At 31.9% G+C, this 16,312-nt stretch carries 10 protein-coding genes and 2 pseudogenes; 2 read left to right on the forward strand and 10 right to left on the reverse strand.

Features of this window, described 5'->3' with window-relative positions; genetic code table 11:
* Positions 1-100: 100 nt before the first annotated feature.
* From trmFO to ylqF, 9 genes and pseudogenes are all read right to left on the reverse strand, one after another.
* Positions 101-1,408 carry an FADH(2)-oxidizing methylenetetrahydrofolate--tRNA-(uracil(54)-C(5))-methyltransferase TrmFO gene (gene trmFO / locus BDW31_RS07560; RefSeq protein ID WP_037537326.1) on the reverse strand — a complete coding sequence of 436 codons (1,308 nt, stop codon included), beginning with the start codon at positions 1,406-1,408 and terminating at the stop codon, positions 101-103.
* Between the two features lie 23 nt (positions 1,409-1,431).
* A complete protein-coding gene (gene topA / locus BDW31_RS07565) occupies positions 1,432-3,501 on the reverse strand; it encodes a type I DNA topoisomerase (RefSeq protein WP_037537327.1) in 2,070 nt (689 codons plus the stop codon).
* Between the two features lie 178 nt (positions 3,502-3,679).
* The gene (dprA, locus tag BDW31_RS07570) at positions 3,680-4,546 is read right to left on the reverse strand and encodes a DNA-processing protein DprA (protein WP_037551650.1); all 867 of its coding nucleotides are present in this window, start codon (positions 4,544-4,546) and stop codon (positions 3,680-3,682) included.
* A 218-nt stretch (positions 4,547-4,764) separates the two neighbouring features.
* A pseudogene (locus BDW31_RS07575) lies at positions 4,765-5,713 on the reverse strand (peptidoglycan bridge formation glycyltransferase FemA/FemB family protein).
* A gap of 30 nt (positions 5,714-5,743) precedes the next feature.
* Positions 5,744-5,987, reverse strand: a pseudogene (locus tag BDW31_RS12735) (cell wall hydrolase); the annotation flags it as partial.
* A 448-nt stretch (positions 5,988-6,435) separates the two neighbouring features.
* On the reverse strand, positions 6,436-7,341 hold the full coding sequence (sucD, locus tag BDW31_RS07590; protein WP_037551652.1) for a succinate--CoA ligase subunit alpha: 906 nt from the start codon (positions 7,339-7,341) through the stop codon (positions 6,436-6,438).
* Positions 7,342-7,362: 21 nt separating this feature from the next.
* Complete coding sequence (gene sucC, locus BDW31_RS07595) at positions 7,363-8,529, reverse strand: ADP-forming succinate--CoA ligase subunit beta (protein WP_053024898.1); 1,167 nt, start codon at positions 8,527-8,529, stop codon at positions 7,363-7,365.
* Between the two features lie 111 nt (positions 8,530-8,640).
* Positions 8,641-9,408: a ribonuclease HII gene (locus tag BDW31_RS07600; protein WP_037551656.1), complete on the reverse strand. Its 768-nt coding sequence runs from the start codon at positions 9,406-9,408 to the stop codon at positions 8,641-8,643.
* Positions 9,392-10,276, reverse strand: coding sequence for a ribosome biogenesis GTPase YlqF (ylqF, locus tag BDW31_RS07605; protein ID WP_053024897.1), 885 nt, complete (start codon positions 10,274-10,276; stop codon positions 9,392-9,394). The genes BDW31_RS07600 and ylqF overlap by 17 nt, the downstream gene beginning before the upstream one ends.
* Before the next feature lie 237 nt (positions 10,277-10,513).
* Between ylqF and BDW31_RS07610 the strand changes: the two genes are divergently transcribed.
* Both BDW31_RS07610 and BDW31_RS07615 read left to right on the forward strand, forming a co-directional pair.
* A complete protein-coding gene (locus tag BDW31_RS07610; protein ID WP_053024896.1) occupies positions 10,514-13,108 on the forward strand; it encodes a YfhO family protein in 2,595 nt (864 codons plus the stop codon).
* A 1-nt stretch (position 13,109) separates the two neighbouring features.
* A complete protein-coding gene (locus BDW31_RS07615; protein ID WP_053024895.1) occupies positions 13,110-15,719 on the forward strand; it encodes a YfhO family protein in 2,610 nt (869 codons plus the stop codon).
* Between the two features lie 150 nt (positions 15,720-15,869).
* On the opposite strand, the gene rplS is transcribed toward BDW31_RS07615, so the two are convergent.
* Positions 15,870-16,220, reverse strand: coding sequence for a 50S ribosomal protein L19 (gene rplS, locus BDW31_RS07620; RefSeq protein WP_037537864.1), 351 nt, complete (start codon positions 16,218-16,220; stop codon positions 15,870-15,872).
* Positions 16,221-16,312 lie beyond the last annotated feature (92 nt).

The following is a 16,312-nucleotide window of genomic DNA, read 5'->3' on the forward strand; positions in this document are numbered from 1 at the left end:
TCAAAATCTTTTGAGAATTACTTAAAAGATTGAAATAACTTGAACGTGCAACTAAAACAATGAATTCGAAATAAATTCTATTCTAGTTCAATCACTATAATTATAGTGTTTTCTTATAATTCTCTAAATATTCGAGCGCTCTGTTAGCTTGTGCTTCGTAACGCTCTTTTTTATCTTTAATCCGTTTTTCAAGTGAAGGTAATAAACCAAAGTTAGCATTCATAGGTTGGAAGTTCTTTTCATTTTTAGCATGGGATATGTAATAAGCCATACTTCCTATCATTGTCTCTCTAGGGAAAATAACTTCACCTTTATCAAGTAATTTATGAGCTAGGTTAATCCCAGCAACAAGTCCACTTGCTGCGCTTTCAACATATCCTTCAACACCAGTCATTTGACCTGCGAATTGAATTCTATCTTCTTTAATCAACTCATATTTCTCATTTAATACATCTGGAGAATTTATAAATGTATTTCTATGCATCACACCATACCGTACGATATCAACATTTTCTAAACCAGGGATAAGTTGAATTACTTCTTTTTGTGCGCCCCATTTTAAATGAGTCTGGAAACCAACAATATTATATAGCGTTCCAGCTGCATCATCTTGTCGTAATTGAACGACAGCGAATGGACGTTTACCTGTTTTTGGATCTTCAAGACCAACAGGTTTCATAGGACCAAATAAAAGTGTTTTGCGTCCACGTTCAGCCATTACTTCAAAAGGCATGCATCCTTCGAAATATTTTTCTTTTTCAAATTCATTTGTTGGTGCAACTTCTGCTTCAAGTACTGCATCATAAAAGCGATTAAATTCTTCTTCTGTCATAGGACAATTAAGATAGGCTGCTTCACCTTTATCATAACGTGATTTTAGATACACTTTATCCATATCAATCGATTCTTTTTCAATAATTGGAGCAGCTGCATCATAAAAATAAAGTTGATCCTTACCTGTAATATCTACGATTTCTTTAGCTAAATTTTCTGTAGTTAATGGACCAGTAGCAATAATTGTATATCCTTCAGGGATACTATTAATTTCTTCATTAATAACAGTAACATTAGGATGATTTCTTAAAGTTTCAGTAATATAACCAGAAAAATCATGTCGATCAACTGCTAATGCACCACCAGCAGGAACTCTTGCTTTGTCAGCAGCAGAGATAATTAATGAGTCTAATCTTCTCATTTCTTCTTTTAATACACCCACACCATTCGTTAATGCATTGCCTCGTAGTGAGTTAGAACATACTAATTCTGCAAATTTATCAGTATGGTGTGCTGGCGTTTGCTTAACTGGGCGCATTTCAATCAAATTCACTTTGATACCTCGTTGAGCTAATTGATAAGCGGCTTCTGAACCAGCTAGTCCAGCGCCAACTATATTTACAGTTTGACTCATGGTTTTCCTCCTTAATTTATTATCTATTTTTGAACTTCTTCTTTATAGTCACAGTTTGAGCAAATAACTTGTGAACTGCGTCCTTTCTTATGTTCCATTAAATAATGATTACATTTAGGACAATCACGACCAACAGGTTTGTCCCAAGAAATAAAGTCACATTCAGGATAGTTTGAACAACCATAGAAAAGTCTATTTTTCTTAGATTTTCTTTCAACGACATCTCCATCTTTGCATTTAGGGCAAGTTACGCCAATAGTTTTCACGATTGCTTTCGTATTTCTACAGTCTGGGAAATTTGAGCACGCCATAAACTTACCATATCGTCCCATTTTAATAACCATAGGAGAGCCACAAACTTCACAATCTTCGCCAGCAGGTTCATCTTTAATTTCAACTTTTTCCATTTCTTCCTCAGCACGTTCAACGTCTAATTTGAAACTTCCGTAAAAGTTATCAATTACTTTTCTCCAGCCGATATCTCCTTCAGCAATTTTATCCAATAGCGTTTCCATATTAACAGTAAACTCTACATCAATTATTTCAGGGAAATAGTCTTTTACTTGTTCATATACAATTTCACCTAATTCAGTAGGTACAAATCGTTTACTTTCAAGTTTTACATAATTACGTTTTTGTATTGTGTCAATCGTAGGTGCATAGGTAGAAGGTCTACCAATTTTTAATTCCTCTAACGTTTTAACCAAACGTGCTTCTGTATAACGTGGAGGTGGCTGAGTGAAGTGTTGCGCTGGTTCAATTTGAGTTGCAGTCACTTCATCACCTTTACTCAAGTTAGGTAATTTATTTTCTTTTTCATTATCTTTATCATCTTTGGCTTCTACATAAAGCGTCATGAAACCTTTGAATTTGATTGTTTGACCATTAGCTCGGAATTTAATGTTGTTTTGGGTAACATCTAAAGCAACAGTGTCTAAAATTGCTGGTGCCATTTGACTTGCTACAAATCTTTCCCATATTAATTTATACAAACGATGCTGATCTCTAGTTAAGTATGCTTTCATTTCATCAGGTGTACGTAAAGTACTTGTTGGTCGAATTGCTTCATGGGCATCTTGGTCACCCTGTTTACCCTTAGCAGTTCTATTAGAAAGATAATCTTTACCATACTTATCTTCAATATATTGTTTCGCTTCGTCTTTAGCGGTTTGTGATATACGTGTAGAGTCAGTTCTCATGTATGTGATTAATCCAACTGTACCTTGTCGTTTTAGATCAATACCTTCATATAATTGTTGCGCGAGCATCATAGTTTTACGCGCTTTGAAATTTAATTTACGAGCTGCCTCTTGTTGTAATGTTGAAGTGGTAAATGGATTAGCAGGATTTCTAGTTTTTTCTTTTTTATTAACATTTGTAATTTCAAATTTGTCTCCATCTAATTCAGCTGTAACTTTTTCAACATCTTTTTTTGTTTTTAATTTAAATGGTTTATTTTTATAATGAAGAAACTTAGCAGTAAATTTAGATTTCTTATATCTAAACTCACCTTCTATAGACCAATACTCTTCAGGCTTAAAGTTACGAATCTCATTCTCTCTATCTATTACTAATCTTAAAGCTACAGATTGAACTCGCCCTGCAGACAGCCCCTTTTTCACTTTCTTCCATAATACTGGTGAAATATTATATCCAACTAATCTATCTAATATACGGCGTGCTTGTTGTGCATCGACTAAATCCATTTCAATGCCACGTGGGTGTTTAAAACTTTCTTTTACCGCATCTTTTGTAATTTCATTAAATACTACTCTGTTTTCTTTTGAATCATCAAGTTCTAAAATTTTTGATAAATGCCAAGCAATCGCTTCACCTTCACGGTCAGGGTCACTCGCAAGAAAGACATTTTTTGCTTTCTTAGCATATTTCTTTAAGTCTTTAACAACTGGACCTTTACCGCGTATCGTAATATATTTCGGTTCATAATTATCTTCTACATCGACACCCATTTGACTTCTTGGTAAATCTCTAACATGTCCCATAGAAGCTATAACTTTATATTTTTTACCTAAATATTTTTCAATGGTTTTCGCTTTTGCAGGCGACTCAACTATGACTAAATTATCTGCCAAAGTGAATTCCCCCTTGCTATTTCAATTACTAAAGATAAATGATAAACGGTCAATTTTGTTTTTGTCAATGTTTAAATTCTATTAACGTGCATTTTAAACGCTTTTTAATATTATTTTTAGCGATCAATTAGAATTAAATATAGATTTTTAATACTCTAGAATGAATCATTAATGATATCTATTTATAATCACATAGGATATCATCAGCTGAGGTTACAATCATCGCACCTTCTTGAGCTCGTTTCAAATTACCTTTTGTTAGTGGATTAAATATTGAACCTGGTAATACATATATATTTCTATTTTGGTCTAATGCGCAATCAATTGTAATTTGACTACCGCTTCTAACACTTGCTTCAGTTATTAAAACCCCTTTTGAAAGACCGCTTATCAAACGATTGCGCTGTGGAAAGTGATATCGCCTAACACTAGTGAGTGGCGGATATTCACTAATAACTAAACCTTTTTCTTCAATTATGTTGCGTAATTTTTGCGTTTCTCTAGGGTAATGCATCATATGACCAAAACCTAAAACAGCTATTGTAGGTAATTGATACTCTATAGCAAAATGATGTGCTATGCTATCAGCACCTTTTGCCAAACCGGAAATAATAGTTAGTGGAATTTGTTTAAATTTAGGAAATAAGTATTGCATGGCTTTAGCTGAGTATTCTGTTGCATTTCTTGAGCCCACCACACCTAATGTATTGGAGGATGTTAATAAACGGGGGTCACCTTGGTAAAATAGGACAAACGGATAATCATAAATTTCTTTTAACAGTCGAGGATAATTAGTGTTAAACGGTGTTGTAAAACTTACTTTGTGATTCTGCAAAAGTGACAAAATATCTTTTTCATTTAAATTATTAAATTTATCAATAAAATCATCATTATGAAACATTCTGTCCCAATTTCTTATTGTATCTATTTGATCAGTATAAGAGAATTTAAAAAAATCAGGATTTAATTTTAATAAATGATGAATATGTTGGGTCGTATAACCTAGCCAAATTAATTTCAAAAGTAATATGTTGTTGTTAGTCATGAAGTCGTCTCCTTTAAAAACATTATAAGACAACTATGTCGTATATCACATTTCAATTAAAAGACATTTGATGGATAAAATTTAATAACTTTTAATGAGTAATTTTAATATTGAATTATGTAAACTGTCTTCATGCTCATTTTATACAAAAATCTGAAACCTAAAAGCCCAAGATTACTTTAAATTTTGTTACCTTAGCACTAAATAAATTGATTCACTTACTTTTGATATAATTTATAGAGTAATTTATTTACTGGCTTAATAAAATTACCAACATATTCTTCTATAAATGCATTGAATCCTTTTTTAAATTGTTGGACACCATAATCTTCTGCATCCTCACCAAAGTCGCCAGTTATGCCGTAGAAATTATAACGCTCTATGCCTTTCTCTTTTGCGTAGCGTATCATATCACATTGCAGACAATAGGCACCCATAAATTCATTGTATTTAGGATTAGAACCACTTGATAAATAGTACATTTCGTGATTGTTATAAATAAACAATGCAGCAACTAAATCAAATAATGTACCATCCGTAATGATTACTTGTTCAGTTTTTGCTATTTTATTTAAAGGCTCTCTAAAAGTTTTTATTTGCACACCCATTTCAATTGTCTTCATAATGTTACGTCTAGTTTGATATGACATATCTTTTAATAATTGTTGTTCACCTTTATCTTTTAAATCTAGTATAGAATGCTATCTTATTTGACTCATAGCTGAATAGCCAGTTGTAAAACCTTGATGTTGGTATCCTAATTTATTCATCACCTTGAACCACTTTTTATTGTTAAAGTGTTCTATAATCTCACCGTCAGCACTTCTTATATTCTCCAAGACATAAGGGTCAACTAGTATAAAAACACCTCTTCGCATACGTACATAATACGTTAATTTTTTAAAGAAAAATTCAACTAACTCTAAATTAGTAAAATCCATCACCGGTCTTCGATGGGTATATAAGTATTTAAACACCTTAAATATACGAGCATCAGTTAATATACAGGCAGCAACTACGTTACCGTTTTCTTTGACACCGACAATATGAACCCCTAAATTTCGAGCTTTCCTATATTTATATAACTCTACAATCTGAGTAAAATGCGAAAAATTATTTTCTCATAAAAATTTCAAATTCATTTAATTCTAAAGTTGTAAAATTCAAATCATTAATACTCTCTTTCCTCAAATTCATTTATGCCTCTTTATTAGATCTTATAAAAATCATATCGTAGTTATAATTATGTATCACTCGATGCGCTACTACTTTTTCTATAACCACCTAAATTCCAATTTTGATCTAAACTTTGAAACTACATGAGTTTACCATCATAATTACCATCCAACACTATTTCTGTATGTCCAAATCCACCATCATACCTTCCACTAAAAACTACAACATCTCCAGGTTTAGCTTCTAAAGTAAAAGTGTTTTTATATTCAATTTTCACATTTCCATATTGTTTTTTAGAACTTGTTTCATTTGTCACAACTATATTTTTATTAAAATCATCCTGTGAAGTTATTACTACTTTATCGTTAGATTTTATCTCACTTGCATATGCACTATAATTGTGATTAATAAAAAATAAAGAACCTACTAAAAAGACACTACACCGATAGTTATTTTCCGAATAGAAAAATTTGATGATATGATATTTTATTCATGATGCTCACTCCTTTTATCAATACACCGCTATTATATATTATTTATAATAAATTAAATATTTTTATAAATAATTAATTTAATTAACCTTATACAAATATTAACTTCGACTTTGACTTTAATAATTATTAATTACTTATAATAAATTAAACAAAAGACCTGATTTCCAATATTAGAAATCAGGTCTTAGACAATAAAATCAATTCAAATTTTAATGATGATTATTTAATTGTTAATAATTCTTCATAAATACCAGCTTCTTTAGCTGCTTCGATTAATGTAGTACCGATTTCTGAAGGTGTATCCGCAGTTTTAACACCACATTCATTTAATGTCTTAATTTTTTCATCTGCAGTACCTTTACCACCAGAAATAATCGCACCAGCGTGACCCATACGTTTACCTGGAGGTGCTGTTTGACCACCAATGAAACCAATAACTGGTTTGTTCATATTCGCTTTAATCCATTCAGCTGCTTCTTCTTCAGCAGTACCACCAATTTCACCAATCATTACAACAGCTTTAGTATCTTCATCTTCATTAAACGCTTTAAGTACATCGATAAAGTTAGTACCGTTGACAGGGTCGCCTCCAATACCTACAGCTGTAGTTTGACCAATGCCTTCTTCAGTTAATTGATGAACCGCTTCGTAAGTTAACGTACCAGAACGTGATACAACACCTACATGACCTTTTTTATGAATATATCCTGGCATGATACCAATTTTACATTCATCAGCAGTAATAACACCTGGGCAGTTTGGTCCAACTAAACGTGTTTTTCTTCCTTCTAAGTAACGCTTAACTTTAACCATGTCAACAACAGGAATATGTTCAGTAATACAAATAACCATATCTAAATCTGCATCTGCTGCTTCCAAAATAGAATCTGCTGCAAATGGCGCTGGAACATAAACTACAGATACGTTAGCACCTGTTTCTTCTTTAGCTTCTGCAACAGTATTATATACAGGTACGCCTTCAACAACTTGTCCACCTTTACCTGGTGTTACCCCTGCAACAATTTGTGTACCATAATCAAGCATTTGTTTTGTATGGAAAAGGGCAGTAGACCCTGTAATACCTTGTACCATCACTTTAGTATTTTTATCTATAAATACACTCATCTTAGTGTTCCCATCCTTTCCTTACGCTTCTTTAACAAGCTTAACAATTTTTTGAGCGCCTTCAGCCATTGTAGCTGCTGGTTCAATTGCTAAACCTGATTCGTTTAAGATTTCTTTACCGCGTTCTACATTTGTACCTTCTAAACGAACTACTAATGGTAAAGTTAATTCAACTTCTTTAACTGCTGCTACGATACCTTCAGCAATAACATCACATTTCATGATTCCACCGAAGATGTTTACAAAGATACCTTTAACATTGTCATCACCTAAAATGATTTTGAATGCTTCAGTAACTTTTTCTTTTGTAGCGCCGCCCCCTACGTCTAGGAAGTTAGCTGGATTTCCACCAAAATGATTAATAGTATCCATTGTAGCCATCGCTAAACCAGCACCATTAACCATACAACCAATATCTCCATCTAATGCAATGTAAGATAAGTCATATTTAGATGCTTCAATCTCTTTAGGATCTTCTTCTTCTAAATCACGTAATTCTTGGATATCTTTATGTCTGAATAATGCATTGTCATCGAAATTGATTTTAGCATCTAAAGCTAAAACTTCACCTTCACCAGTAGTAACTAATGGGTTAATTTCAACGATAGAACAATCTTTTTCGATAAATACATTGTATAAAGAAATTAAGAATTTTGCTGCTTTATTTACAGATTCTTTTGGAATATTAATATTGAAAGCAATACGACGCGCTTGATAAGGTGATAAACCTACAACTGGATCGATTGTTTCTTTAAAGATTTTTTCTGGTGTTTTAGCAGCTACTTCTTCAATTTCAGTACCGCCTTCTTCTGAAGCCATTAAAGTAATACGATCAGTTGCACGGTCAATTACAAAACCTACATAATATTCTTTTTGAATATCGCAACCTTGTTCAATATACAAACGTTTAACTTCTTTACCTTCAGGTCCAGTTTGATGTGTAACTAATTGTTTACCTAATAATTCATTGGCATAAGTTTCAACCTCAGATAATGATTTAGCAATCTTAACTCCACCTGCTTTACCTCTACCCCCAGCGTGGATTTGTGCTTTAACCACATAAACCTCTGTGTCTAATTCTTTAGCCTTTTCCACTGCTTCTTCAGCATTAAATGCAACTCGTCCTTCTGGAACGGCTACGCCCATAGAACGAAATATTTCTTTACCTTGATACTCGTGGATATTCATCTTCCATCCTCCTACTTCTTAGGTTAAGTTCAGTTATAATTATAGAAAATGAAAGCGCTATTGTAAACTGAAAGTGTTCCACTTTTTGCAATTAATTTAAAATTCAAATAATTACATTATAGATTTGATTGGTTCAAAGCTTTTACGATGATACGGTGTAATACCGAGTTTATTTAGGCTTTCTAAATGTGCTTTAGTTCCGTAACCCACATTTTTCTCAAATTCATATCCTGGATATTCATCTGCAATCTCTTTCATTAAATCATCTCTATACTCTTTTGCCATTATACTTGCTGCAGCAATAGACACACTCTTTGCGTCGCCTTTAATAATAGATGTTTGAGGAATTGTTGTATCTAAAGACATTGCATCTATTAATAAATGATCTGGACGATTTACTAATTGACTCAAAGCTCGATTCATTGCTACTTTAGTTGCATTATATATATTCAGTTCATCGATCTCTTCTGGGCTAGCTAAACCATAGGCATACTCCAACACCCCATCTTTAAGCTTTTTATTAAGTATTTGTCTTTTGCTCGCTGTTACTTTTTTAGAATCATCAAGTCCTAAATAGCGATGCCCTTCATTTAAAATCACCGCACATGCAACAACAGGACCTGCTAGCGGACCACGTCCAACCTCGTCAATACCACAGATTAATGCTTGAGGATTGTTATTCAGCAACTCATTTTCAAATTGATTCATTGTATTGTAATGGTCTAAAATTTCTTGTTCTTTTAAAAGTTGTTTACGACGTCTTGTAATAGCTTGTTGTACCCCTTTACGAGCGTCTTGATTTAATTCATGTTGTTCTAAAACTTCAATTGAGTTAATTTCAGATAATATGTGCTTTGCTTCATTAATTGTTTGTGTCATTATCTAATTCACTCTTCATTTCTGAATATAAGTCAAAACAGTATGTTCCAATTTTAGCATTTCTAACGTCATTAATTATCAGTTCAATAACCGCTTCGTAATCTACTTCATTGCCTCTTTGTAAAAGTCCACGTCGACGTCCAATTACATCAAACCATTCTAATATTTCAGCATCTGCAGGTAAATCAATCTTATAATGTTGCTTAAAACCTTCTAAATCATGGTTAATTAAAAACTGTAAACCATAGATAGCAACTTCATCTAAATGTACAATACTATCCTTTATTGCGCCTGTTAAACTTAATTTTTTACCAACAATTTCATCTTCAAATTTGGGCCATAAAATTCCAGGTGTATCTAATAATTGTAGAGATTGCCCAACTTTAATCCACTGTTGTTGTTTGGTTACACCTGGTTTATTACCAGTTTGTGCAATATTTTTTCGTGCTAATTTATTAATCAATGTTGATTTACCAACGTTAGGTATGCCAACAATCATTGCTCTAATTGCTCTAGGTTTAAGTCCTTTAGCTTTCTCACGTTCAAATTTTTCTTTTGTTGCTGCTATAGCTGCAGTTTCTACACCTTTTAAATTTTTGCCATGCTTAGCATCTACTGACACAGGATAATATCCTTTATCTATAAAGAAGCGTTCCCATTTTTGCATTTCATTTAAATTGGACATATCTTTTTTATTAAGAATAACTACGCGCGGTTTTTGTTTAATTACTTCATCAATCATTGGGTTACGAGAACTATATGGAATACGTGCATCAACTAATTCAAATACAACATCTACTTTTTTTAATTGTTCTGTTACCTCTCGTTTAGCTTTTGCCATATGTCCTGGATACCATTGAATTGCCATTAATTGTCACCTTACTTTCGATATATTTTAATTCAACTTGTTGATTATAGTTGAATTTTTATTTGAGAGCCACTTTTTTTCTAAGTTCATCATTTATTTTATCATTCATTAAATAAAACGATAAAGTACAATAAGTTTATAATGTCAGAAAAGCATAATTACTTTTAATCACACAATCTATCCCCTACAATTTAATTATACTGTTACAATTATAATCCCATCGCTTAGAGGTAAATTATGAAGAAAATATTAATATATTTAGGTATATTCTTAACTCTGTCTTTCATAGGACATAGCTATATAATTTTTCGCTTTATTCACGACGGCGTTTTATTTACAGGACCCAACGATGGTATCGAACAGATGATACCTATTCAAATGTTTCTATTTGATAAATGGAGCGTTGGCAATCTTTTTTATGCTACTGATTTTGGTCTAGGTGGAGATTTTTTTACGGATTTAAGCTATTATTTCTCAACAAACATACTATTTATTATTAATGTACTATGTATCATTCTATTAAAAACAATTATTCATATAAATACTCAGGGATTACTATTTTGGATGGTAAATGCGCTAGTTATTTCCATTATTAAAGCTTCATTAGCGATGTATTGTACCTATCTCTATAGTAAATTTATTTCACGTAATACTTGGATTAGTATTATTATGGCATTTCTATTTGTTATGTCGCCGCTTTATTATCGCTTTACTGTTTATTGGCCATTTTTTAGTGATGTATTTATTTGGATGCCATTGTTACTATTTTCTATAGAACGCACACTTCAAAAACAAAAGTTTGGTCTATTTATTGTCACAATTACACTAATAATGATAAATAATTTCTACTTTGCATATTATCTTTGTCTTATAGGTGCAGGTTACATACTTCTTCGTATAATTTTTAGACACTCTAAAGATATTATTCCACGTGGCAAAGCTTTAATATTATTTGCTATCAGTGCCATTTTAGGATTAGGTAATAGTTTATTTATGTTCTTCCACGGTGTTCAAAGTTTTTTAAATAATCGTCGTGTCCCTTTTTCAGGAACAGTAAATACCTTCGAAAAGCTAGATATTAACACAAATATCTTCTTTGATAATTATTTAATCGTATTGCTATTTCTAACTATTCAAGCACTATTATGTATTAAACTTTATAAACACTTTTATTATCGCTTATTCGCAATTTTAACTTTCGCATTTATTCTATTAAGCTTTGTACCATTTATCGATCAATTGTTTAATGGATTTTCTGCACCACAAAAACGTTGGCATTTTATTTTGTCTTTTAATTCAGCCATATTAATTGGTCTATTTCTAAAATATTTTAGAACACTAAAAGTCAAATCATATTTAATTAGTAATATTATTGCTGAAATTATCATTTTCGCTAGCGCTATTACCTATCATAAATTTGTAGCTTGGCTTGTACTTGTACCAATCGTTTCTTTAATAGGGTTACTTATTTTAATTTTAAAAGACAGACGTTATCGCATTAATCTAAGCTATATATTCGGCATTTCTATAATCTTACTCAATTTAATGGTTTCTTTCGTCTTTATTAAAAATCAAATTTATTTTAAAGATCATCAAGAACGAGCTAATACATTTTATATTAACTCAAGTTTATATAGTTCAGACTTACAACGTTCATTAGTTAATACAATGGAGAATAGTAAGAGAGAAGATGAACGTATCGATTGGCGAGTGAATGAGCAAGATAACACACCTATGTACCAACACTTTAAGGGACTAAGTTTATATTCAAGTATCTTCCATCATAATATTCTCGATTACTATTATGATGCACTAAAAATTAATCTTGCCGAAGAGTCACTAAGTCGCTATCAATCAATAAATGGTCGCCAAAATATAGCGAGTCTTTTCTCAGTACGTTATATGATGCTAAAAGATTATCAGGGAAATTTACCCGCCTATTTTAAAAAGGTTAAAACAAGTGGACAATATTCTATCTATGAAAATACACTTAATTTGCCGAGTGTTAAAGTTACGAAAAATGTTTATAATAGTAAATCTTTAAAAACATCTATAGATCGTGAGCATGCAATGTTAAATGGTGTGATCATGGATAATGCAGGAAAATCTTTCAAACAACCAGAATCTAATTTACTATCAAAAGTTGATATGCAACAACAAAATATTAAGCAAATTGGAAAAAATCGCTATAAGGTTAGTGGTGGCAAAGGTGGTACTATAAAATTACATCTTCCAAAACAAATACGTGATAAATATAATGATTTTTATTTAACGATGAAGATAAAGAGAGGTAATCCAGATAGTAATTACACAGTCGCTATCAATAATTACGCTAATCATCGATTGTTTAATAATTCTACCTATCGAACAGGTGTAGACACTCAACTTTATCGCACTCATCCAGATAAAAATGGTGATATCACTATTACCCTTTCGCCTGATGGCGAATTTTATGTCGATTTACAACAATTAAATGGCGAAAATTATGATACGCTTAAAAAGGCACATGATAATGCTAATTTTGATACAAGTTATTATGATATTAAAAATGGTATACAAGTCCAACTCAGTCACCATGAGAGTGGTATAGCCTCAATAAACATTCCTTATCGAAAAGGAATGCGTGCGTATGTTGATGGACAACCTGCAAAAATCCAAAAAGTAAATTATATGATGACCAGTGTTCCAGTCGAAAAAAATGCAAAACAAATTGTCATTAAATATCAACCTCCTTACTGGAATACTATGATATTCATTTCATTAATGAGTATGATTCTTAGTGCTGTTTTTGTAAAAATTATTAATTCAAAAAAACGAAAGATGAGGAAGTAAATTGATTAAAAAAATATGGTCAAAACCCTTATGGACGTTTGGCCTCATTTTCATCATAGCTAATATCGTAACACTAACCATTTATTATCCATTTATCCGAGATTACTTAAAAGATGGCGTGGTATTTACTGGCTCTGGTGATGGTTTTAGACAAATGATGCCGTTCCAATTATATTTATATGAACACTTCACACAATTAAAAGGATTTTACGATCATTCATTTGGACTAGGCGGAGATTATGTTAAAGGGTTAGCCTATTATTATTCCCTTTCACCAATCATGTGGGTCAATTTTATTATTGTATGGATCGGTGAACATATATTCCATTGGCAACCGCAAAACATTCGCTTTTGGCCAACAAATCAATTAATTGTTGCTTATGTACGAACAATAATTACTTTTATTTGTGCATTTTATTATTTTAGATATTTAAAGTTAAGTTCCACACCTCTGTTGATAGCAACAATTTTATATGGGGCATCAACAGTGGTGTTATATTACAATTTTACTTGGTCATTTTATGGAGATTTGTTAATTATATTGCCATTATCATTATGGGGAATGGAACGTTTCTTTCAACGTAGAAAGATAGGTTTGTTCATCTTTGCAGTGGCAATCACACTATTTTCAAATTTTTACTTTACTTATTATCAAGCCATTGTGTTAGGTATTTATTTTATATTACGTGTCGTATTCCAATATCGCCATGACATCGTATCTCGTTGGCAAAAATGTTATTTACTAATTATAGGGGCTATGTTTGCGCTCCTATCAAGCATATTAGGTTTTTACACTGGTGTATCATCTTTCCTAAATAATGATCGCCAACAAAATTCTGATTTCAACATCTCTCTATTTACTGATTTAACTAAAAATAATTATTATATATTTTCAAATGGCTTTTATGTAACAATATCACTTATTGCATTGGTAGCATTATTAACGCCAAAGTTATATAAACACTATTACTATAAAATTTTTGCTATTATAACGTGGTTCTTACTTATTGGTTCATTATCACAGTACTTTGACAGTGCTTTTAATGGATTCTCATTACCACAACGACGTTGGGTTTATTTCTTAGTGTTATCTACAAGTGGACTGATTGCTTTATATATTTATCACTTATCAGAGTTGACTATGAAACAGTTTCTATTTGCAGCTATGCCCGTATTTATTGCTGGTTTGTGTAGATATATCATAGCTGACAACTTTGTAGATTGGATGGTAATTGCTTTAATTACCATCGTTGTGCTAGGAATATTTATCTATCGCAAATCTTTACTGAAACAACCAATTATTATGTTATCGTTGATTGTGCTATTTTTCGGTCAACAAATTATGATGACACATGATTCAAGACAAAGAACGATAGACCCATATTCAACGACAATCAATACATTGAGTGATCCTTCATACTATAATGATACTATTGCTAAAAAAATTGATTCTATCAAAGAACATCATGATGATCCATTTCATCGTATTGATTATATGTCGGCATATGCATTAAATTCTCCTTTTCTTTATCACTACAATGGTATTTCGCTATACTCAAGCATTTTTGATGGAGGAATTTTGAAATATTATGATAAATTAATGCAAATTAATATGCCTGTTGATAAAAATAGTACGTATCGCTTTTTAGGAAATCGTGCAAACTTAACTGCTTTATGGAATGTTCAAGATCGACTACGTCATCCTGAAGATCAAAATATGACTTACGGTTTTGAAAAGAAAGATACGATATTGAATGGTAAGAATACGCTTATCCATTCTAAAAACATGATTGACTATCCATCAGCTCATGTAACTAATCATATATATAATAGTGATGATTTAAAGTCACCTTTAGATCGTGAACAAGCTATGTTAAAAGGAATCGTATTAAACGACACTTCAGAAAAAGCAAATATTTCATTTAAACCTAATAAAAATTTTTTAAACAAGTCAAAAATATCTACAAAAGATGCGACTTGGAAAAATCAAAATCATCTTAAAGTACACAAAGATAACGGTAGGGTTACATTAAAATTACCTGAATCTGTCGCTAATAAGTATAAAGATATGTACGTAGAAATGGATGTTGAACTACTTTCGCCTGACAAAGCGCATTCAGTAGGTGTTAATGAATATTCGCAAAATCGAAATGAACTGAGCTACAAATATCGTCGCTTAGTTACACCAGTTACAATGCGTGTTAAAGCGTCTGATAAGCTAAATATTCATCTATCTAAAGGGAATTATCGTTTATCTGTGAAAGGTATTTATGGTGAGGACTACAGCACACTTAAAAAAGCTTCAAAAGAATTAACTCCTGTGAAAATTAAAGATATGAGAAATGGTTATGTCGTCAAGAAACCAAAGAACGCAACAGGCTATGTCATTTTACCAACAGTATATGCAAATGGTATGCATGCGAAAGTCGATGGGAAAGAAGTACCTGTTCACCAAGCTAATGGTATCATGACAGCAATACCAGTTAATAAAGGAGATAAAGTAATTAAACTCACATACACCCCTCCTCAATTCTATCTACTTACTATTATGAGTTTCATTGGTGTTATCGGTAGTATATTATTTAATTTATGGGTTAAGAAAAAACGATAAATTAAGTTCATAAATTAAACTTTAATTGCTTTAAAATGTGAATAAAAATAATAAAGCTTCCAATCTCAACTTGAAAGAAGATTGGAAGCTTTATTTGTAAGACAAACGTTGTATCTAACCTCTGTCTTATTATTATACTCAGTTTGCTGATTAACGAATTTCTTGGATTCTAGCAGCTTTACCACGTAAACTACGTAAGTAGTATAATTTAGCACGACGTACTTTACCACGACGTTTAAGTTCGATTTTTTCGATTTTTGGAGTGTGTAATGGGAATGTACGTTCCACGCCTACACCTGAAGAAATTTTACGAACTGTGAAAGTTTCAGAAATTCCTCCACCACGACGTTTGATTACAACACCTTCGAATACTTGGATACGTTCACGTGAACCCTCTACGATACGTACATGTACACGTAAAGTATCACCAGTACGGAATGCTGGTAAGTCTGTACGTAATTGTGATTTTGTAACTGCTTCGATTAACTTATGATTACTCATTGATATACTCTCCTTCAACCTATGTTCTTGCCTAGACATTCATATAGCAGCGGATCATAGTGATAATTAGTGTCTTTTCACACTTGATATAT

The organism is Staphylococcus sp. AtHG25 (genome assembly GCF_003217445.1).
Taxonomy (GTDB): domain Bacteria; phylum Bacillota; class Bacilli; order Staphylococcales; family Staphylococcaceae; genus Staphylococcus; species Staphylococcus haemolyticus.

Excerpts from the sequence above, each read along its gene's own strand:
- trmFO (WP_037537326.1), bottom strand. The coding sequence starts at position 1,408 with ATGAGTCAAACTGTAAATATAGTTGGCGCTGGACTAGCTGGTTCAGAA.
- dprA (WP_037551650.1), bottom strand. The coding sequence starts at position 4,546 with ATGACTAACAACAACATATTACTTTTGAAATTAATTTGGCTAGGTTAT.
- sucD (WP_037551652.1), bottom strand. The coding sequence starts at position 7,341 with ATGAGTGTATTTATAGATAAAAATACTAAAGTGATGGTACAAGGTATT.
- sucC (WP_053024898.1), bottom strand. The coding sequence starts at position 8,529 with ATGAATATCCACGAGTATCAAGGTAAAGAAATATTTCGTTCTATGGGC.
- BDW31_RS07600 (WP_037551656.1), bottom strand. The coding sequence starts at position 9,408 with ATGACACAAACAATTAATGAAGCAAAGCACATATTATCTGAAATTAAC.
- ylqF (WP_053024897.1), bottom strand. The coding sequence starts at position 10,276 with ATGGCAATTCAATGGTATCCAGGACATATGGCAAAAGCTAAACGAGAG.
- BDW31_RS07610 (WP_053024896.1), top strand. The coding sequence starts at position 10,514 with ATGAAGAAAATATTAATATATTTAGGTATATTCTTAACTCTGTCTTTC.
- rplS (WP_037537864.1), bottom strand. The coding sequence starts at position 16,220 with ATGAGTAATCATAAGTTAATCGAAGCAGTTACAAAATCACAATTACGT.